This window comes from Salmonella sp. SJTUF14076 (assembly GCF_015534835.1).
In the GTDB taxonomy this organism is placed as follows: Bacteria; Pseudomonadota; Gammaproteobacteria; order Enterobacterales; family Enterobacteriaceae; genus Salmonella; species Salmonella enterica.
Genome location: NZ_CP064674.1, coordinates 3779267 through 3798964 on the forward strand (window position 1 = coordinate 3779267; position 19698 = coordinate 3798964).

General features: G+C 54.1%; 19 protein-coding genes and 2 pseudogenes. 8 read left to right on the forward strand and 13 right to left on the reverse strand.

Annotated features, from left to right (window positions below; translation table 11 throughout):
• Window positions 1-17: 17 nt before the first annotated feature.
• Both ampE and ampD read right to left on the reverse strand, forming a co-directional pair.
• A complete protein-coding gene (gene ampE, locus HU143_RS18345; protein ID WP_000172040.1) occupies window positions 18-872 on the reverse strand; it encodes a beta-lactamase regulator AmpE in 855 nt (284 codons plus the stop codon).
• Window positions 869-1432 carry a 1,6-anhydro-N-acetylmuramyl-L-alanine amidase AmpD gene (gene ampD / locus HU143_RS18350; RefSeq protein ID WP_023227644.1) on the reverse strand — a complete coding sequence of 188 codons (564 nt, stop codon included), beginning with the start codon at window positions 1430-1432 and terminating at the stop codon, window positions 869-871. The genes ampE and ampD overlap by 4 nt, the downstream gene beginning before the upstream one ends.
• Window positions 1433-1519: 87 nt before the next feature.
• Between ampD and nadC the strand changes: the two genes are divergently transcribed.
• From nadC to hofC, 4 genes are all read left to right on the forward strand, one after another.
• Window positions 1520-2413 carry a carboxylating nicotinate-nucleotide diphosphorylase gene (gene nadC / locus HU143_RS18355; RefSeq protein WP_001135136.1) on the forward strand — a complete coding sequence of 298 codons (894 nt, stop codon included), beginning with the start codon at window positions 1520-1522 and terminating at the stop codon, window positions 2411-2413.
• Between the two features lie 221 nt (window positions 2414-2634).
• On the forward strand, window positions 2635-3072 hold the full coding sequence (ppdD, locus tag HU143_RS18360) for a prepilin peptidase-dependent pilin (RefSeq protein ID WP_000414988.1): 438 nt from the start codon (window positions 2635-2637) through the stop codon (window positions 3070-3072).
• A 9-nt stretch (window positions 3073-3081) separates the two neighbouring features.
• Window positions 3082-4467 carry a type II secretion system protein GspE gene (gspE, locus tag HU143_RS18365; RefSeq protein WP_023227645.1) on the forward strand — a complete coding sequence of 462 codons (1386 nt, stop codon included), beginning with the start codon at window positions 3082-3084 and terminating at the stop codon, window positions 4465-4467.
• Window positions 4457-5659, forward strand: coding sequence for a protein transport protein HofC (gene hofC, locus HU143_RS18370; protein WP_023227646.1), 1203 nt, complete (start codon window positions 4457-4459; stop codon window positions 5657-5659). The genes gspE and hofC overlap by 11 nt, the downstream gene beginning before the upstream one ends.
• Before the next feature lie 30 nt (window positions 5660-5689).
• On the opposite strand, the gene HU143_RS18375 is transcribed toward hofC, so the two are convergent.
• A complete protein-coding gene (locus HU143_RS18375) occupies window positions 5690-6733 on the reverse strand; it encodes a GMP reductase (protein WP_001217365.1) in 1044 nt (347 codons plus the stop codon).
• A gap of 225 nt (window positions 6734-6958) precedes the next feature.
• Between HU143_RS18375 and coaE the strand changes: the two genes are divergently transcribed.
• From coaE to yacG, 3 genes are read left to right on the forward strand one after another with little or no spacing between them, the layout of a single operon-like run.
• A complete protein-coding gene (coaE, locus tag HU143_RS18380; RefSeq protein ID WP_023227647.1) occupies window positions 6959-7579 on the forward strand; it encodes a dephospho-CoA kinase in 621 nt (206 codons plus the stop codon).
• Window positions 7579-8322, forward strand: coding sequence for a cell division protein ZapD (gene zapD, locus HU143_RS18385; protein ID WP_000557441.1), 744 nt, complete (start codon window positions 7579-7581; stop codon window positions 8320-8322). The genes coaE and zapD overlap by 1 nt, the downstream gene beginning before the upstream one ends.
• Before the next feature lie 9 nt (window positions 8323-8331).
• A complete protein-coding gene (gene yacG / locus HU143_RS18390; RefSeq protein WP_023200603.1) occupies window positions 8332-8523 on the forward strand; it encodes a DNA gyrase inhibitor YacG in 192 nt (63 codons plus the stop codon).
• Here the strand turns inward: yacG and HU143_RS18395 are convergent.
• Window positions 8520-8627 (reverse strand): annotated as a pseudogene (locus tag HU143_RS18395) (LysR family transcriptional regulator); the annotation flags it as partial. The gene yacG and the pseudogene HU143_RS18395 sit on opposite strands and share 4 nt — an antisense overlap.
• A gap of 35 nt (window positions 8628-8662) precedes the next feature.
• On the opposite strand from HU143_RS18395, the pseudogene HU143_RS18400 reads away from it, so the two are divergent.
• Window positions 8663-8803, forward strand: a pseudogene (locus HU143_RS18400) (aldo/keto reductase); the annotation flags it as partial.
• Between the two features lie 32 nt (window positions 8804-8835).
• Here HU143_RS18400 and mutT read toward each other — a convergent pair.
• The 9 genes from mutT to murC form a co-directional block, all read right to left on the reverse strand.
• The gene (gene mutT, locus HU143_RS18405; protein ID WP_000736055.1) at window positions 8836-9231 is read right to left on the reverse strand and encodes an 8-oxo-dGTP diphosphatase MutT; all 396 of its coding nucleotides are present in this window, start codon (window positions 9229-9231) and stop codon (window positions 8836-8838) included.
• A 151-nt stretch (window positions 9232-9382) separates the two neighbouring features.
• A complete protein-coding gene (secA, locus tag HU143_RS18410; protein WP_023227649.1) occupies window positions 9383-12088 on the reverse strand; it encodes a preprotein translocase subunit SecA in 2706 nt (901 codons plus the stop codon).
• 61 nt (window positions 12089-12149) lie between these two features.
• Window positions 12150-12647, reverse strand: a complete 498-nt coding sequence (gene secM, locus HU143_RS18415) for a secA translation cis-regulator SecM (protein ID WP_000014336.1) — start codon at window positions 12645-12647, stop codon at window positions 12150-12152.
• Between the two features lie 278 nt (window positions 12648-12925).
• Entirely contained in the window at window positions 12926-13843 is a 918-nt protein-coding gene (gene lpxC / locus HU143_RS18420; protein WP_000595487.1) for a UDP-3-O-acyl-N-acetylglucosamine deacetylase, read from the reverse strand.
• A 100-nt stretch (window positions 13844-13943) separates the two neighbouring features.
• Complete coding sequence (gene ftsZ / locus HU143_RS18425) at window positions 13944-15095, reverse strand: cell division protein FtsZ (RefSeq protein ID WP_000462785.1); 1152 nt, start codon at window positions 15093-15095, stop codon at window positions 13944-13946.
• Window positions 15096-15155: 60 nt separating this feature from the next.
• Complete coding sequence (gene ftsA / locus HU143_RS18430; RefSeq protein WP_000588463.1) at window positions 15156-16418, reverse strand: cell division protein FtsA; 1263 nt, start codon at window positions 16416-16418, stop codon at window positions 15156-15158.
• Complete coding sequence (ftsQ, locus tag HU143_RS18435) at window positions 16415-17245, reverse strand: cell division protein FtsQ (RefSeq protein WP_023227650.1); 831 nt, start codon at window positions 17243-17245, stop codon at window positions 16415-16417. The genes ftsA and ftsQ overlap by 4 nt, the downstream gene beginning before the upstream one ends.
• 1 nt (window position 17246) lies before the next feature.
• The gene (locus HU143_RS18440) at window positions 17247-18167 is read right to left on the reverse strand and encodes a D-alanine--D-alanine ligase (protein ID WP_023227651.1); all 921 of its coding nucleotides are present in this window, start codon (window positions 18165-18167) and stop codon (window positions 17247-17249) included.
• Window positions 18160-19635, reverse strand: coding sequence for a UDP-N-acetylmuramate--L-alanine ligase (gene murC, locus HU143_RS18445; protein WP_023218408.1), 1476 nt, complete (start codon window positions 19633-19635; stop codon window positions 18160-18162). The genes HU143_RS18440 and murC overlap by 8 nt, the downstream gene beginning before the upstream one ends.
• Between the last annotated feature and the right edge of the window lie 63 nt (window positions 19636-19698).

Here is a 19698-nt window from a genome sequence, read left to right on the forward strand (position 1 = left end):
GCGCCATCGGCACAACGCTACACTAATGCCCCATAAATGGTGAGCAACGCAATAATCACCACCACCACAAACGAGGCCTTCTTCGCCATTGATACCGCCGCTTTGGGGGTTTCTACTTTGTCAGTATGCGGTTCGCGCACCAGTGAGAACTGCGCCAGACGTGTGAGCACCTGATACTGCGAAGTATGCAGATCCGCCAGCGAGGCAAACCAGGCCGGCAACGCTTTCTCGCCATGCCCCAGTAATGCATACACTACGCCCGCCAGACGTACCGGAATCCAGTCCAGCACATGAAGAATAGCGTCAATGCCGGATTGCAAACGTTGGTGCGGCGTCTGATAGCGCGCCAGCCAGGTCTGCCAGGCCCGTAAAAACGCATAGCCCACCAGCGTTACCGGCCCCCATGGACCGCCAACGATAAACCAAAATAGCGGTGCGAGGTAAAAACGGAAATTTATCCATAACAACGCATTTTGCAGCTCACGCAAAAACTCACGCTCATTACAATCCGGCGGCACGCCGTGAATCAGCGTAAGCTCGCTGGCCATCGCCTCGCAAGGATGCGGATCGTTACGGGACGCCGCTTTCAGCCAGGCGTGATAATGTACTCGCACTTTGCCCGCGCCGATACACAGCACGCCCAGGAGAATCCACACCACCAGCGTCGGCACGTTAAATAGCAGCCCTTTTAACGCCTGGAGCAGTAGAAAAGTCACCACCATCGCGATCGCCGTCATTCCCATCGTGCGCAACATCGAAAAATGCGTAATCCGACGGAATAGCGCCTCCAGCCGATGATCGAGCTGCCAGTGCTCGCCCAGCTTAAACAGGCGCTCGACAATCAGCACCAGTAATGTCGTAAACAGCGTCATGTCATCTCCTTGTGCGACGAGAGGGCTACCAAAGCGCGAAAGCGCAGCCAGTCAAAGGCAGGGCCAGGGTCCGTTTTGCGGTCAGGCGCAATGTTGCAGTGTCCGGTCATATTGTCGGCGATCGCCGGATAGCAAGCGATAAGCGTGCGCGTCACGGCGGCTAGCTGCTGATACTGCGCATCGGTATAAGCCAGCGTATCCGTCCCCTCCAGCTCAATACCAATGGAGAAATCATTACAACGTTCCCGCCCCTGATAGTTTGATACGCCCGCATGCCACGCACGCTTATCAAAAGGCACATACTGGACGATTTCACCGTCGCGACGAATCAGACAATGGGCCGAAACACGAAGATGAGCGATTTCTGCAAAAAAAGGATGGGCGTCTGGATCTATCGTTCCGGTGAATAATGCATCGATCCACGGACCGCCAAACTCGCCGGGGGGCAGGCTAATATTATGCACCACCAGCAAGGACGGTTTTTCGTCATCCGGACGGCAATCGTAATGCGGAGAAGGGACGCGTCGCGCCTCTACCAACCAACCCTTATCTGGCAACATGCGTAGTCTCCTTTTGAGTGGTGCTTATAGCTGCTTCAGAGTAGCATGTTTCTACCTTATGATTCGTTAGCAATTTGGAGTTTTATCATGCCGCCTCGCCGTTATAACCCAGACGACCGACGTGACGCGCTACTGGAACGCATTAATCTCGATATCCCTGCCGCCGTTGCTCAGGCGCTGCGTGAAGATTTAGGTGGAGAAGTCGATGCTGGCAACGATATCACCGCGCAACTTTTGCCGGCAGATACGCAAGCCCATGCCACGGTGATCACTCGTGAAGACGGCGTTTTCTGCGGCAAGCGCTGGGTTGAAGAGGTCTTCATCCAACTGGCGGGCGATGATGTGCGCCTCACCTGGCATGTCGATGACGGCGACGCCATTCACGCCAACCAAACAGTGTTTGAACTGAACGGCCCGGCTCGCGTATTGCTGACCGGCGAGCGCACGGCGCTAAACTTTGTCCAGACCCTTTCCGGCGTCGCCAGTGAAGTACGCCGCTACGTTGGACTGCTGGCTGGCACCCAAACCCAGTTGCTCGACACGCGTAAAACGCTGCCGGGTCTGCGCACCGCGCTCAAATATGCAGTTTTATGCGGCGGCGGCGCCAATCATCGTCTGGGCCTCACTGACGCGTTCCTGATTAAAGAAAACCATATCATCGCCTCCGGTTCTGTTCGTCAGGCGGTGGAAAAAGCGTTCTGGCTACATCCGGACGTGCCGGTAGAAGTCGAGGTCGAAAATCTGGATGAACTGGACGATGCGCTGAAAGCAGGCGCGGATATTATCATGCTGGATAATTTCAACACCGACCAGATGCGCGAGGCGGTGAAACGCGTCAACGGCCAGGCGCGGCTGGAAGTATCCGGCAACGTCACCGCGGAAACCTTACGCGAATTTGCTGAAACCGGGGTGGATTTCATCTCCGTTGGCGCGCTGACCAAGCACGTACGCGCGCTCGATCTCTCCATGCGTTTTCGCTGATCCTCTCCGCCCGATGGCGCTGCGCCGTCGGGTCTATAAATCACCTGTCCGTAGATCCGCGTCGTGATTCGGTAAAATATTCGTAGCGCCTCGCAATAACGTTGCCGTGTCATGTAACGCAGCGAAAATCTTCAGAATCCGCCTTCCCGTTTTACCTTTTGCCGCTCGCCCGCTCTTTCCTCGTTTGCCACAGTAGCGCCAGCTAACTCAAGGAGCGAACAATGGAAAAACAACGCGGTTTCACGCTTATCGAACTGATGGTCGTTATTGGCATCATCGCCATTTTAAGCGCCATTGGCATTCCGGCTTACCAGAACTATCTGCGTAAAGCGGCGCTGACGGATATGTTGCAAACGTTTGTCCCCTACCGTACCGCCGTCGAACTCTGCGCTCTGGAACATGGTGGGACGAGCACATGCGATGCGGGCGTCAACGGTATCCCCTCGCCCGTCATCACCCGTTATGTTTCGGGCATGAGCGTGGAAAAAGGCGTCATCACGCTTACCGGCCAGGAGAGTCTGAGCGGGCTTAACGTCATCATGACGCCCGCCTGGGACAATGCTAACGGCATTACTGGCTGGACGCGTAACTGCAATATTCAAAGCGACAGCGCGTTACAACAGGCTTGTGAAGATGTCTTCCGTTTTGACGCCAACTAAGGAGACAAGATGAAAGACGCTCAGCTCAACACCTTGTGTCAACGTCATCAGGCTGTACTGATCAATAGCGCCAGCAACAGTATCACTGTTGCGGTGGTCGACGCGCCCTCTCATGCGTTACTGGACGCTCTGCATTTCGCCACGCAAAAACAGATTGATATTGTGTGCTGGACTCGCCAGCAAATGGAAAATCATCGGCATAAGCCGGATCAGGCTCCCTCGACAAACGCCGCGAAAGGCGGAGAAACCGCGGCCCAGCTTCTCAATCAGACATTACGCTCGGCGATGGCGAAACGCGCCTCTGATATCCATCTCGAACCCGGCGCCAGCCGCTACCGGATAAGGCTCCGCATCGATGGCGTTCTTCATATTCTGCAGGACATCGCCAAAGAGACGGGGCTTGCGCTGACGGCCAGATTGAAAGTCCTGGGAAATTTGGACATCGCTGAACATCGACTGCCGCAGGACGGGCAATTTACCGTTGACCTGACGGGCGACAGCGTCTCTTTTCGTATCGCCACGCTTCCCTGTAAAGAAGGCGAAAAAGTCGTCTTACGGTTATTGCATCAGGTTGAACAAACGCTGGATCTGGACACGCTGGGCATGTACGGGGCACAACTTACCGCTTTTAGACAAGCCCTACAGCAACCTCAGGGGCTGGTACTGGTGACTGGCCCCACCGGTAGCGGAAAAACGGTCACGCTATACAGCGCGCTACAAACCCGGAATACGCCGGGTATCAACCTCTGTAGCGTTGAGGATCCGATAGAAATTCCACTGGATGGGATTAACCAGACGCAGATCCATCCCCGCGCCGGGCTCACCTTTCAAAATGTGCTGCGTGCGCTTTTACGCCAGGACCCTGACATCATCATGGTAGGTGAAATTCGTGACGGCGACACTGCAGAAATCGCCATTAAGGCGGCACAAACGGGCCATCTGGTACTTTCAACGCTCCATACGAACTCCACCAGTGAAACCCTGATACGTTTGCAGCAAATGGGCGTAGCACGCTGGATGATCTCATCGGCGCTTACGCTGGTGGTAGCGCAACGCCTGGTAAGGAAGCTTTGCCCGCACTGCAAACAGCGCCTGAGCGATCCCGTAGTGCTATCGCCCAATCTTTGGCCCAGCGCGCTACCGCGCTGGCAGGCAAACGGCTGTCAGCATTGCTACCACGGCTTTTATGGCCGAACCGCGTTATTCGAAGTGTTAACCGTTACCCCGGCATTACGTCAGTTAATTGCGAGCGGCGCATCGGCGCAAGCACTGGAAGCCCACCTCCAACAGACCGGTACAGGGACGCTTTTTGAAAATGGCTGTCGCGCCGTTGAGCAAGGCATGACGTCCTTTGAAGAGATACTGCGCGTTCTGGGAATGCCCCATGAGCGTTAAACAGCTCTGGCGCTGGCAAGGCGTTAACGATAAAGGTCAACTGGAACAAGACGTTGTATGGGTGGACAATCGTCTGGCGCTGATCATCACCCTGCAACATCAGCGCATTATGCCGCTTCGCATCAAGCGCATGGGCGTTAACGCCGCACTGTGGAAAGAAGAGCAAAGCGCTGAAATTATTCATCAGTTGGCCACGCTCATTCATGCCGGACTGACGCTTTCTGAAGGGCTGGAACTCCTTGCGAAACAGCATCCCCACCGACAATGGCAAGCGCTGTTGCGCACGCTGGCTCACGAGCTTGAACAGGGCGTCCCTTTTTCCAGCGCATTAGTCTCCTGGCCGCAGGTATTTCCGCCGCTCTACCAGACGATGATCCGCACCGGAGAACTGACCGGCAAACTGGCCGACTGCTGCTTTGAACTGGCCCGTCAGCAAAAAGCGCAACGGCAGATTACGGTTAGCGTGAAAAAGGCTCTGCGCTATCCCGCCATTATTCTGACAATGGCCGCCCTGGTCGTTTTCGCCATGCTGCACTTTGTCCTGCCGGAATTTGCCGCCATTTACCGTAGCTTCAATACCCCGCTCCCTCTTCTGACGCGCGGTATTATCGCGATAGCGCAATGGGGGTCGGCATGGGGTTGGCTCATCTTGTTCCTGACGATGCTCATTGCTATCGCTCACCGCAGGGTAAAACAAAAGCCGTCCTGGCAAGCGCAGCGGCAGCGTCTTCTGCTACGGCTTCCCGTTATGGGTCGCCTGATAAGAGGCCAGAAACTAGCGCAAATATTCACCGTACTGGCATTGACCCAAAGCGCAGGCATTCCTTTTCTTCAGGGACTGGAAAGCGCTATCGATAGTCTCGGCTGCCCTTACTGGTCACAGCGTTTAACGCAGGTACATCAGGAGATCGCCGCGGGCAATCCGGTCTGGTTGGCGCTAAAAAATACCCAGGAATTTAGTCCGCTATGCCTGCAACTGGTCAGAACGGGCGAAGCGTCCGGTTCACTCGATATCATGCTGCATAACCTTGCCCGTCACCACAGTGAAACTACGCTGGCGCTGGCCGATAATCTGGCGTCGCTGTTGGAACCGGCGTTATTGATCATCACCGGCTTAATTATCGGTACGCTGGTAGTGGCGATGTATTTGCCGATTTTTCATCTGGGAGACGCGATGAGCGGGATGGGATAAGGCTGGCGCACATTTACGCCAGCCAGAATATTAGAGGCTATTGAAAATGCGGTTTTCTTGTTCCTGCACCCGAATAAAGGTGGTGCGTTTGGTCAACTCTTTCAGGCGAGACGCGCCGACATAAGTGCAGGCTGAGCGTAGACCGCCCAGGATATCGCGGGCAGTATTGCCCACCGGCCCACGCAGCGGCAATTTAACCGTTTTACCTTCTGCCGCGCGGTATTTCGCAACGCCGCCGACATGACGGTTCATCGCAGATTCCGAACTCATGCCGTAGAACAGCATAAATTTCTCGCCGTTCTCTTCTACCACGCTGCCGCCGCTCTCTTCGTGACCCGCCAGCATGCCGCCCAACATAACGAAATCCGCACCGCCGCCAAAGGCTTTTGCTACGTCGCCTGGCATAGTGCAGCCGCCATCGCTGACGATCATGCCGCCCAGGCCATGCGCCGCGTCAGCACATTCGATAACCGCCGACAGTTGCGGATAACCAACGCCGGTTTTTACACGCGTCGTGCATACGGAGCCGGGACCAATTCCCACTTTCACGATATCGGCGCCGGAGAGGATAAGCTCTTCGCACATCTCGCCCGTTACCACATTGCCTGCGCAGATTGTTTTTGTCGGCCATGCTTCACGTGCTTTCGCGACGAACTGCACAAAATGTTCTGAATAGCCATTGGCCACATCAATACAGACAAAGTTCAGCGCAGGATTCAGCGCCAGAATCTGCACGGTTTTTTCGAAATCAGCATCAGAGGTCCCGGTGGAAACCATCACATGCTTGAGAACATCAGCCGAAGCCGTGTTGATAAAAGCTGCCCATTCTTCAACGGTATAATGTTTATGTACAGCAGTCAGAATATCAAACCCGGCCAATGCTTGCGCCATTTCAAACGTCCCGACGGTATCCATATTGGCCGCGATAATCGGTACGCCAGACCAGGTCTGACCTGAGTGTTTAAAGGTGAATTGACGTTCCAGTTCGACATCGGAACGGCTTTTGAGGGTAGAACGCTTAGGACGGATAAGAACGTCTTTGAAACCTAACTTCAGATCTTCTTCAATACGCATGTACGGATTCCTGGGGTTAATGGCGAAAAATCGAAACTCACAACTCCAGTGACGCTATCATACGCACTAATCATGGCCGTACAAGACTGCGAAATTCTCTTTTTTTACGTTACAATCCCATAAATTTACCTGGCGAATAGTAGGTTAATGCTCAGAGCGTATCGTCTTTGCATGCTTAAAATTTAACCTTTTGATTGTCAAACTAAAATTCCGGAAGCTGGAGATATGAGGTATACCGTAGCCTTAACCGGCGGTATTGGCAGCGGTAAAAGTACCGTCGCTGATGCCTTCGCTGACCTCGGAATAACCGTCATCGACGCGGATATTATCGCGCGCCAGATGGTTGAGCCAGGGCAGCCCGCCCTGAACGCAATAGCGGAACATTTTGGTTCTGAACTTATCGCCGCCGACGGCACGTTACGTCGCCGGGCGCTGCGTGAGCGTATTTTTTCGCATCCGGAAGAAAAAGCCTGGCTTAACGCTCTGCTTCATCCCTTAATTCAGCAGGAAACCCAACGACAGTTTCAACAGGCTACGTCGCCCTATGTGTTATGGGTTGTGCCTCTGCTGGTTGAAAACAGGCTGTATCAAAAAGCCAACCGCGTACTGGTGGTTGACGTGACGCCCGAAACGCAGCTCATACGCACAATGCAGCGTGATGATGTTACGCGCGAGAATGTTGAACACATTCTCGCTGCGCAGGCGACGCGTGAAGCGCGCCTTGCCGTGGCGGACGATGTTATTGATAATAACGGCGCACCGGATGCTATCGCATCAGATGTGGCCCGCCTGCACGCCAGTTATCTTAAGCTCGCGTCGCAGTTTGTCTCACAGGAAAAACCGTAATGCACACCCAGGTCCTATTTGAACACCCTCTCAATGAGAAGATGCGTACGTGGCTGCGCATAGAGTTTTTGATCCAACAGCTCTCCATCAACCTGCCAATTGCAGACCATGCTGGCGCACTGCATTTTTTCCGTAACATCAGCGATCTACTGGATGTGTTCGAACGGGGCGAAGTCCGTACCGAACTGCTGAAAGAACTGGAGCGCCAGCAGCGTAAATTACAGGCCTGGGTTGAGGTTCCCGGCGTCGATCAAGACCGTATTGAAGCCCTGCGCCAGCAGTTAAAATCGGCGGGCAGCGTGCTGATCTCCGCCCCGAGGATTGGCCAGCAGCTACGCGAAGATCGCTTGATTGCCCTTGTGCGTCAACGCTTAAGTATTCCTGGCGGCTGTTGCAGTTTCGATTTACCCACTCTGCATATCTGGTTGCACCTACAACAGGCGCAGCGCGACGCCCAGATTGAAAGCTGGCTTGCCAGCCTGAATCCCCTCACCCAGGCGCTGACGCTGGTGCTTGATCTGATCCGTAATTCAGCGCCTTTCCGTAAGCAAACCAGCCTGAACGGTTTTTATCAGGATAACGGGGACGACGCCGATTTGCTGCGTCTTATGCTGACGCTCGATTCACAACTTTATCCGCAAATTTCCGGCCATAAGAGCCGTTTTGCCATTCGCTTTATGCCGCTGGATAGTGAAAATGGTCTGGTGCCGGAGCGTCTTGATTTTGAACTGGCCTGTTGCTAAGGAGTAAAAATGTCTGACGTGACCGTCGTAAACTGTCCGACCTGCGGTAAACCGGTCGTCTGGGGGGAAATTAGCCCCTTCCGCCCATTTTGTTCTAAACGCTGTCAGTTAATTGATTTGGGCGAATGGGCCGCCGAAGAGAAACGAATCGCCAGCAGCGGCGACCTGTCTGATAGCGACGACTGGAGCGAAGAGCGCTAACGGTGATGGCTCTGTTGAGACGGCAATATCGCCTTATGACAAAAATAATCAATAAATACGCGTAGTTTTGGCGCCATATGCGCGCGGCCGGGATAATACCAATAAACCGGCGAGATTAGGCTATAACAGAAACGTAGCCGCCACTGCGCCAGAAAACCTCGGCGCGTTATCACTGACCCTAAGCCCGCAGGAGCTGGCGGCAATTGAGGCGGTTTTTCCTCACAACGCCGCGGCCGGCCCCCGCTACTGGCCGGAAATTATGTCGACATTAAATCGCTAATAAGATCGATGGGGATCGTGTTGCGATCCCCACTAAGGCGCAAATTGGCGTAATTTACGAATAATCGGTTCATTGGCCGGCGGAAAATCGTCCGTATTCAACGCGTTTTGCGCGATCCACCGTCCCGGCTGTCCTTCTTTCCCCCACGGTTCGCCCTCCCAGCGTTCAACCAGCCAAAACCACAGCGTAATGTGTCTATCCGGGAATTGATATTCCAGAGTGTCGAATAATGTCACCTGTGTTGGCGTAATCCCCACCTCTTCCTGTAGCTCCCGGATCAACGCCTGCTCTGGTGTTTCGCCGGCTTCAATTTTTCCGCCGGGAAATTCCAGCTTGTTCGCCATATGCGCATCAGCGGCGCGTTGGGTAATAAAAATTTCGTCGTTCGGGTTGCGGATAATCCCAACCGCGATTTGCAGTTTTTTCATCTTGTTGCATCCATAAAAAAGGCGCAGTCACCTGCGCCTTTTTATCTGTGTTCAATGTCAGGCCGAATAAGCGTAGCGCCCTTCGGCAATAATGCCAGCACCGACCTGATGGCAACACATTATGTCTTATCAGGCCGGTAAGTTTACCGCATTAGCTCAGGCGACCGTGACACTGTTTGTATTTCTTACCGGAACCGCAAGGGCAAGGATCGTTACGTCCAATCTTACGTTCGCCTGTTTGGGCGGCCAGATCGGCAGCCACGGCGGCATCGTCATCCTGATGGCTTAGCTGCTGCATCTGCGCCAGGCGCTCCGCCTCTTCGCGACGCTGCATTTCCATCGCTTCGACCTCTTCCGGCATACGTACCTGGACTTTGCTCAGGGTACTGATCACTTCATATTTCAGCGATTCCAGCATCGCGGCGAACATAGCGAAGGATTCGCGCTTGTATTCCTGCTTCGGATCTTTTTGCGCATAGCCGCGCAGATGAATACCCTGACGCAGGTAATCCATCGCCGCCAGGTGCTCTTTCCACAGGGAATCGAGCGTTTGCAGCATCACGCCTTTTTCGAAATGACGCATCATTTCAGCGCCAACCACCTCTTCTTTACGCTGATACAATTCGATAGACTGCGCCAGGATGCGCTCACGCAGCGTCTCCTCATGCAGCTCCGGCTCTTTATCCAGCCATTCGGCAATCGGCAGCTCCAGGTCGAAGTCGTTTTTCAGGCGTTCCTGCAAACCCGGGATGTCCCACATCTCTTCCAGCGACTGCGGCGGAATGTAGGCGTCGATAGTCGCCTTAAAGACATCTTCGCGAATGCTGTTAATGGTGTCGCTCACGTCAGACACATCCAGCAGTTCGTTACGCTGGGTATAAATTGCACGGCGCTGATCGTTCGCCACATCATCATATTCCAGCAGTTGCTTACGAATATCGAAGTTACGGCTTTCTACTTTACGCTGCGCGTTAGCGATAGCTTTCGTCACCCACGGGTGCTCAATCGCTTCGCCCGGCTTCATCCCCAGTTTACGCATCATACCGGAGACACGATCGGAGGCGAAAATACGCATCAGCGCATCTTCCATCGACAGGTAGAAACGGGAAGAACCCGGATCGCCCTGGCGACCGGAACGGCCACGCAGCTGGTTGTCGATACGGCGGGATTCATGGCGCTCGGTGCCAATGATATGCAGACCGCCGGCAGCCAGAACCGCGTCATGGCGTACCTGCCAGTCCGCTTTAATCTGCGCAATCTGTTCTTCCGTCGGCGCTTCCAGCGCGGCGACTTCCGCCTGCCAGCTACCGCCCAGCATAATATCGGTACCACGACCCGCCATGTTAGTAGCGATAGTGACCGCCGCTGGATAACCAGCCTGCGCAACGATGCCTGCTTCGTTGGCGTGGAATTTTGCGTTCAGTACGTTATGTTTGATGCCCGCTTTGGTCAGCTCTCTGGAGACCACTTCAGATTTCTCGATAGAAATCGTCCCTACCAGCACTGGCTGACCGTTCGCGGTACGTTCTTTAATATCTTCGATAATGGCCTGGATTTTTTCCGCTTCGGTCATGTAGACCAGATCCGGCAAATCTTTACGGATCATCGGACGGTTGGTCGGAACAACGACGGTGTCCAGCTTATAGATAGAGCTAAATTCGAAGGCTTCAGTATCCGCCGTACCGGTCATACCGGCCAGTTTTTCATACAGACGGAAGTAGTTCTGGAAGGTGATAGACGCCAGCGTCTGGTTTTCATTCTGAATTTCAACGCCTTCTTTCGCTTCTACCGCCTGGTGCAGACCGTCAGACCAGCGACGCCCCTGCATGGTACGACCGGTATGTTCATCAACAATGATGACTTCGCCGTCTTTCACGATGTAGTCTACGTCGCGCGTAAACAGCGCGTGCGCGCGCAGCGCGGCGGTGACGTGATGCATCAGCATAATATTGCCAGGCGAGTAGAGCGACTCGCCTTCATCCATAATGCCTTCTTGCACCAGTAGCTCTTCAATCAGCACCAGACCGCGTTCGGTCAGGTTAACCTGGCGCGCTTTCTCATCAACGGAGAAGTGGCCTTCGCCCTGGAAAGTGTCAGAATCTTCTTTCTCCTGACGAATCAGGTGCGGAATGATTTTGTTCACTTTTTTGTACATTTCCGAGCTATCTTCCGCCGGGCCGGAAATGATCAGCGGCGTACGCGCTTCATCGATCAGGATGGAGTCGACCTCATCCACCAGCGCATAATGCAGTTTACGCTGCACGCGCTCTTCCGGGCTGAACGCCATGTTGTCGCGCAGGTAGTCAAAACCGTATTCGTTGTTAGTGCCGTAAGTGATGTCGGCAGCGTAAGCTTCACGTTTGGCTGGCGCAGGCATACCTGGCAGGTTGATACCAACGGACATACCGAGGAATTCGAATAGCGGACGGTTGTTTTCGGCGTCACGCTGCGCCAGATAGTCGTTCACGGTTACCACATGAACGCCTTTGCCGGACAACGCGTTCAGGTAGGCTGGCAGCGTTGCGGTCAGCGTTTTACCTTCACCAGTACGCATTTCGGCGATACAGCGATCGTTGAGCACCATACCACCCAATAGCTGAACGTCGAAGTGACGCATCCCAAAGACGCGTTTACTGGCTTCACGCACCACCGCGAACGCTTCCGGAATCAGGCTCTCTACGCTTTCGCCTTTTTCAATACGGGAGCGAAATTCGTTGGTTTTCGCTTTCAGTTCGTCATCGGAGAGTTTTTCCATCTCCGGTTCCATCGCATTAATAAGGCTGACGGCCTTACGCATACGACGCAGCGTACGATCGTTACGGCTACCGAATACTTTGGTTAATAATTTGATTAGCATAATAAAGTCTCAAATGCCCCGCGCCGCGGAGCTACAAATAAAGTAAAAGGGTCTTTTTTCGTTAGCTGAGACGTTGCGGACCGGCGCGGATACCCTGCGCCTGACTTATCCAGGCCGGGATGCTAAATGCGGTTTGTGGCGCAAAATACGCCAGGGAGAGGCGACGAACAATCGCCGGCGGCGTGCCCTCCTGCGTGAGCATCGCGCTGAGCGTATTCAGTAAGGCGATATGATGCGCCTGTAATGGCGACGGCGCGTCGGCAACGGGCAGCGTTTGCGGCGCCATTGCAAAAGAAAGGTGGCGAATCACCGTGCGAATAGCGTGCTGATGCCAGTAATCTACGGTGAAATTGGGACGACGGTTAGAGGCTTCTAACAGCGCAAGATGGCTAAAGTTAACTTTAGACGCGGTGCTGGCGGTCGTCCTTGCAGGCGTATTGGTTTCAGCGGCGTTACTGAGCGCGGGCAAACCAAAACTCGCCGCGACCATCCCTAATAAGAGATGCGGCCAGAAGTATCGTCTGCCTAACTGTCGCCAGCGCGTCAGTATTCCACTCACGTCATTGCCACCTGATATGCCCCTCATGGGCTTACGGAATCAAAACAATTTGCGCACAAATCTTATCATTAAAGCGTACGCGCTACAGCAGTAATGACGAGAAGCTAAGGTGAAAATCGGCTAAGAAAACAGCGAACGCGCCGTGTTTCCATTTAACCCTGTCAAAATGGCTGTATTAAGGAAAGCGCAGATAAAGGATAGTAAAAAAAACGACTGGCTCGCCTGGCCGGAGAGAGTGCCAGGTTAACCAGTCGAATTTTATACGACAGCGTATGTCGTTATGCCAGTACCGTCGAAGGCGCTTTGAAAGCCAACGGCAGTTCTGCGTCGTCCTGGAAGGTCACAAATTCCCAGGCTTCCTGTTTTGCCAGGACTGCCTGTAACAATTTGTTATTCAATGCGTGACCGGATTTATACGCGGTAAACGCACCAATAATATTGTGACCACACATGAACAAGTCACCGATCGCGTCGAGCATTTTGTGACGAACGAATTCATCTTCAAAACGCAGGCCGTCTTCGTTCAATACGCGATAATCGTCAACAACGATGGCACAATCGAAGCTGCCGCCCAGGCACAGGCCGCGGGACTGCAGATATTCGATATCACGCATAAAACCGAAGGTACGCGCACGGCTGATCTGGCGCATGAACGCATCCGCAGAGAAGTTCATCGCGTAGCGCTGGCTGCTGGAATCGATCGCCGGATGGTTAAAGTCGATGGTGAAATCCAACGTAAAACCATTGTACGGTCTGAATTCAGCCCATTTATCGCCATCTTCAACCCGAACAGTCTCTTTGATGCGTACGAATTTTTTGGCGCAGTTCAGTTCATCAATACCGGCATCAAGCAGCAGGTAGACAAACGGAGCGGCACTGCCATCCATGATCGGGATTTCCGGGGCATTAACCTCAATAACGATGTTATCGATACCTAAGCCCGCCAGAGCAGCGTTCAGGTGCTCAACGGTTGAAATCCGTACATCATGCTCATTCACCAGACACGTACAGAGCATGGTATCACGCACAGATTTGGCATCGGCCGGGAAATCTACCGGTGGATTCAAGTCGGTGCGACGATAGATGACCCCGGTATTGGCCGGCGCAGGGCGTAATGTCAGGGTGACTTTTTTGCCGGTGTGTAAACCGACGCCAGTCGCCTGAACGATACGTTTAAGTGTCCTTTGTTTGATCATCGTATAATCTCGCCAAATTACCTATCCAACCGAAGTGTACTATACATTCGGCGGGCCAGTTTAGCACAAAGAGCCCAGAATCCCAAATTCCAGCTAATTCTTAATCAGCTTGCTTACGCAGGAATGCGGGGATATCCAGATAATCCGGCTCTTTCGCCGCCTGTGGTGTATTGTCGTTAACCACTTTCGCGACCGTTTTTTGCTCCTGCGTCAGCGGCGCCATACCGTGCTGCTGATAACGATCCAACACCGGCTGCTGCACCTGTTTATTGGTGACCAGAGTGATTTCAGGACGCTTGTCCATACCAATTCCAGTGGCAACAACGGTCACGCGCAGTTCGTCGTTCATATCCGGGTCCAGAGAGGTACCGATAACCACGGTGGCGTTATCCGACGCAAAGGCACGGATGGTGTTACCGACGGTTTCGAACTCATCCAGACGCAGGTCGAAGCCCGCAGTAATGTTGACCAACACGCCGCGCGCGCCGGACAGGTCGATATCTTCCAGCAGCGGAGAAGAAATAGCCATTTCAGCCGCTTCTTCCGCACGGTCTTCACCGCTCGCCACGCCGGAGCCCATCATTGCGTAGCCCATTTCAGACATCACGGTACGCACGTCAGCAAAGTCGACGTTCATCAGGCCCGGGCGGGTGATCAGCTCTGCGATACCCTGAACCGCGCCTTTCAGCACGTCGTTAGCCGCGCCGAACGCGTCGAGCAGGGAGATACCACGACCCAGCACTTTCAGCAGCTTGTCGTTCGGGATGGTGATCAACGAGTCCACATGCTTGGACAGCTCGGTAATACCCTGCTCCGCAAATGCCATGCGCTTTTTGCCTTCAAAATTGAAAGGCTTAGTCACCACGGCAACGGTCAGAATACCTAAATCTTTTGCCACTTCAGCAACCACAGGCGCCGCGCCGGTACCGGTACCGCCGCCCATGCCTGCCGCGATAAATACCATGTCTGCGCCTTCAAGCGCCGCACGCAGCGCTTCACGGTCTTCGTCCGCCGCGTTACGACCGACTTCCGGGTTAGCGCCAGCGCCCAGACCTTTGGTAATGCCGCTACCAATTTGAATGGTCTGGCCAACCGCCGTTTTACGCAACGCCTGAGCGTCGGTATTCACCGCGAAGAATTCAACACCTTCGATGCGCTCGCGCACCATGTGTTCAACAGCGTTACCGCCGCCACCACCGACGCCGATGACTTTAATCACCGCGTCGTTGGTTAGTTCCATAGGTTCAAACATAATCTCTCTCCGTCATGTGCCTGTCGCCTGAGGCCGTAATATCTGGCGGCCTCATAAAAATTAAAACTCTTTTCGCAGCCAGCTATTAAGTCGCTTGATCCACGAGCCAACTGATGCCGTAACACGTTTTTCCACTTCTGCTTCACCGTTTAAGTGGGACTCTTTCCCGTAGTGAAGCAATCCCACCGCCGTTGAGTAATACGGCTCCTGGGCATAATCCGTCAGACCGGTGATATTCAGCGGCGCGCCGATACGCACCTGCGTATGAAACACGCGCTGAGCGCAAGCAGCAAGCCCTTCGATTTGCGCCGCGCCGCCGGTTAACACAATCCCCGCCGCCAGGTGATGTTTTACCCCTTGTTGGCGAAGCTGTTCCTGTAATTGCAATATCTCTTCGTTGACCAGATTGAGCAGCTCGGTGTAACGCGGCTCAATCACTTCCGCCAGCGTCTGACGTTGCAGGCTGCGCGGCGGACGCCCGCCTACGCTCGGTACTTCAACGCTCTCGTCTTTACCGACGATGGAGCCCAGCGCGCAACCGTGGCGGACTTTAATGGCTTCAGCATCGCTCGGCGGCGTACCAAAGGCATAAGCGATATCGCTGGTCACCACGTTCCCCGCGTAAGGGATCACTTTGGTATGACGCAGCGCGCCGCCAGTATAAACGGCGATATCCATTGTACCACCGCCGATATCCACGACACAGACGCCCAGTTCACGTTCATCTTCCGTTAACACGGAATAACTGGCCGCCAGTCCGGCAAATATCAGTTGGTCAACTTTCAGACCACAACGTTCAACAGCTTTGACAATGTTTTTTGCCATATCGTTGTGGCAGGTAATCAAATGTACTTTCGCCTGCATACGCACGCCGGAAAGACCGACCGGATTTTTAATGCCTTCCTGGTAGTCAATGGCGTACTCCTGAGGAATCACATGCAGCACGCGATGCTCATCGCGCACGCGCACTGACTTCGCAGTATGCACGACGTTTTCCACATCTTCCTGCGTCACTTCCTCTTCGGAAATGGGCACCATGCCAATTTCATTCTGACAGCTAATATGTTTGCCGGAAAGCGCCAGATATACCGAGGAGATCTGGCAATCAGCCATCAATTCCGCCTGGTCAATGGCGCGCTGAACGCATTTCACCACTGACTCAAGGTCATTCACCCCGCCTTTATCCATACCCCGCGATGGGCAACTGCCCACGCCAATGATATTGACCATACCGTCGGGCAGAACTTCCCCTACTAAAGCGGCAACCTTCGCGGTGCCAATCTCCAGTCCTACTACCAGTTTTCTGTCCGTCGCCTTGATCATTGTTGTTCTGCCTGTGCCTGATTCTGTTGCTGATTAGATTCCTCAGGGGGGAGCGGCGCCCAGCCAACTGCCGCACCTGAGTCATAACGCAAATCAACGTAGCTAATCCGTTTGCCATCGGTTTGCGCCTGCTGCTGTAAAACCGGATAGAGTTCTACAAAGCGAGCCAACCTTTTCATCGTATCGCCCCTGCCGAGATTGAGCTTAATACCGTTATTAAGCGTCAATTGCCAGGAGCGACGTGCGGTCATCGCCGCTTCCTTCAGAGTGAATTTATCCTTAGCCAGCACCTGCCCCATCTCGCGGTATCCCTGCAACACTTCACTCGCGCTGCCTTCCGGGCCATACAACATGGGTAAAACCTGTTTGCCGATGCGGTCTGACGGCACGCTGAAGGTATTCCCTTCAGAATCGACCATATGTTGATCATTCCAACGCGCAATCGGCACATATTCAACCAGATGAATCTTCAATTCATCAGGCCACTGTTTTCTGACGCTGGCCTGTTTAATCCACGGCAAACGCTCAATCTGGCTCTGGATAATGTTCACATCCTGCGTCATGAAGGTTCCCGGCGCGCCCAGAGCCAGTATCGCCTGACGGATATCATCGTTACGCGTGTAGTGACGCTCGCCGGTTAATACCAGCTTTGATAACGGTAAACGCTGCGCATCTTCCATCCACCCTAACACGACCCACCCGCTAACAAACACGGTGCACAGTACCGTCAGCAGGAATAAAATTCCTGCAAGACGCGTTCCATTATTGCGGCGTGAAGAAGGCGTCTCTTCATCACTGTTTCGCGTGTTCAGCGCAGCCTGCGACATATCAGTCCGCCAACTCCAGAATTCGTACCACTAACTGCGAGAAGCTCATTCCCGTCTGACGCGCCGCCATCGGCACCAGACTATGGCTGGTCATCCCCGGAGAAGTATTGGCTTCCAGCAGATAAAACTGACCATCGCTGTCCAGCATGACGTCAATACGCCCCCATCCCGTGCAGCCTAAAGCTTTCCATGCCTGCAGGACGAGAGACTGTAGCGCGGCTTCCTGGGACGCTTCTAAACCGGCAGGGCAGAAATACTGAGTCTCATCAGAGAGATACTTCGCCTCATAATCATAGAAGGTTCCTGCCGGTTGGATACGAATTGACGGTAAAATTTCTTCGCCAACTATCGCCACCGTAAATTCCGGACCGCACAGCCATTTCTCAATCAGTATTTCGTCATCATGCTGAAAAGCCAATGATAACGCACCCTGTAAAGCATTTTCTTCTACTACTTTCGTCATACCGACGCTGGAGCCTTCACGGCTGGGTTTGACGATCAGCGGTAAACCCAGCGCCGAAATTCGCGCTTTTTGTTCTTCGCTAAGGCCTTTTTCAAACTCAGCGCGCGTCAGCGCGACCCACGGCGCAACCGGTAAGCCTGCGCCCTGCCACAGCAATTTACTGCGCAGTTTATCCATGGAAAGCGCCGAGGCCATCACGCCGCTGCCGGTATAAGGCAGGCCGAGCAGTTCAAGCATTCCCTGTAAGGTGCCATCTTCACCGCCACGGCCATGCAACGCAATAAAGACCTTCTGAAAGCCCATTGCTTTAAGCTGCGCGACATCGACCTCTTGCGGATCGACGGGATGCGCATCAATGCCGCCTTCACGTAACCCGGCCAACACTGCCGCGCCGGAATTTAACGAAACGTCCCGCTCCGCAGAGGTTCCGCCCAACAGGACCGCGATTTTATCAGCCATGTTGCTCTTCCTCCTGGATTTGCGGCTTCAGCTTGATTTCAGATAAGTAACGCGCAATTTTGCCAACATTTCCTGCGCCTTGCACTAATATCAAGTCGTTACCCGTCAGCACCGGCGCTAACATTGTCGCAACCTGAGCCGGATCGGAAACCAGAATCGGGTCAATTTTTCCCCGATTACGAATCGTACGACATAAAGAACGGCTATCCGCGCCCGGAATCGGCGCTTCGCCCGCCGGGTAAACGTCCAGCATCAGCAGCGCATCAACCTGGGTCAGCACATTGGCGAAATCGTCATACAGATCGCGCGTGCGCGTGTAACGGTGCGGCTGAAACAGCATCACCAGTTTTTTATCCGGCCACCCTGCTCGCGCAGCTTTAATGGTGGCGTCTACTTCAGTCGGATGATGGCCATAGTCATCCACCAGCATCGCTGTCCCGGCTTTACCATTCACCGGCTCAAGCGGGAACTCGCCGAGGAAGTCAAAACGACGCCCGGTCCCCTGGAAGCTTTCCAGCGCGCGCAGGATAGCGTCATCGTCAATGCCTTCTTCGGTCGCTACCGCCACTGCCGCGGCGGCATTCAGGGCATTGTGGCGACCCGGCGCATTCAACGTGACATGCAGATTCGGCATTCCCTGGCGCAACAGCGTAAAGTGCCCCTGCGGCCCTATCTGCTGATAATCTTCTACGCGGACGTCAGCATCCTCGCTAAAGCCATACGTCGTGGTCTGACGCCCCACCCGCGGCAGCAGCTCGCGGATGACCGGATCGTCGACGCACATTACCGCGCGACCGTAGAACGGCAGGTTATGCAGGAAGTTAATAAACGTCTGCTTTAAATTTTCAAAGTCGCCATGATAGGTATCCATATGGTCGGCTTCGATGTTGGTGACGATCGCGACCATCGGCTGCAAATGCAGGAAGGATGCGTCGCTCTCATCTGCCTCGGCAATCAGGTAACGACTATGGCCCAGACGCGCATGAACGCCTGCGGCTTTCACCAATCCGCCATTCACGAAAGTCGGGTCCAGCCCCGCTTCGGCATAAATACTGGACACCATCGCGGTCGTTGTGGTTTTTCCGTGCGTCCCGGCAATGGCGATGCCGTGGCGAAAACGCATCAGTTCCGCCAGCATTTCCGCACGGCGAATAACCGGAATACGCGCTTCATGCGCCGCGACAATTTCCGGGTTATCCGCGGAAATTGCGCTGGAAACGACGACCACGCTGGCATCACGCACATTTTCCGGACGATGGTTAAAGAAAATCGTCGCCCCCAGGCTCGTCAACTGCTGGGTCACCGGATTCGGCGCTAAATCGGAACCACTGATCTGATACCCTTCATTGGCCAGAACTTCGGCAATACCGCCCATACCAGCACCACCGATGCCGACAAAGTGAATGTGCCGAACGCGACGCATTTCGGGCACGATGGAACGCAGTTTTGCCAGTTGTTGTGTATTCATTCTTTACGCCATTAACTCCAATACCCGCCATACTTCAAATTGCAGATGCGTTGGCTTGCCTGC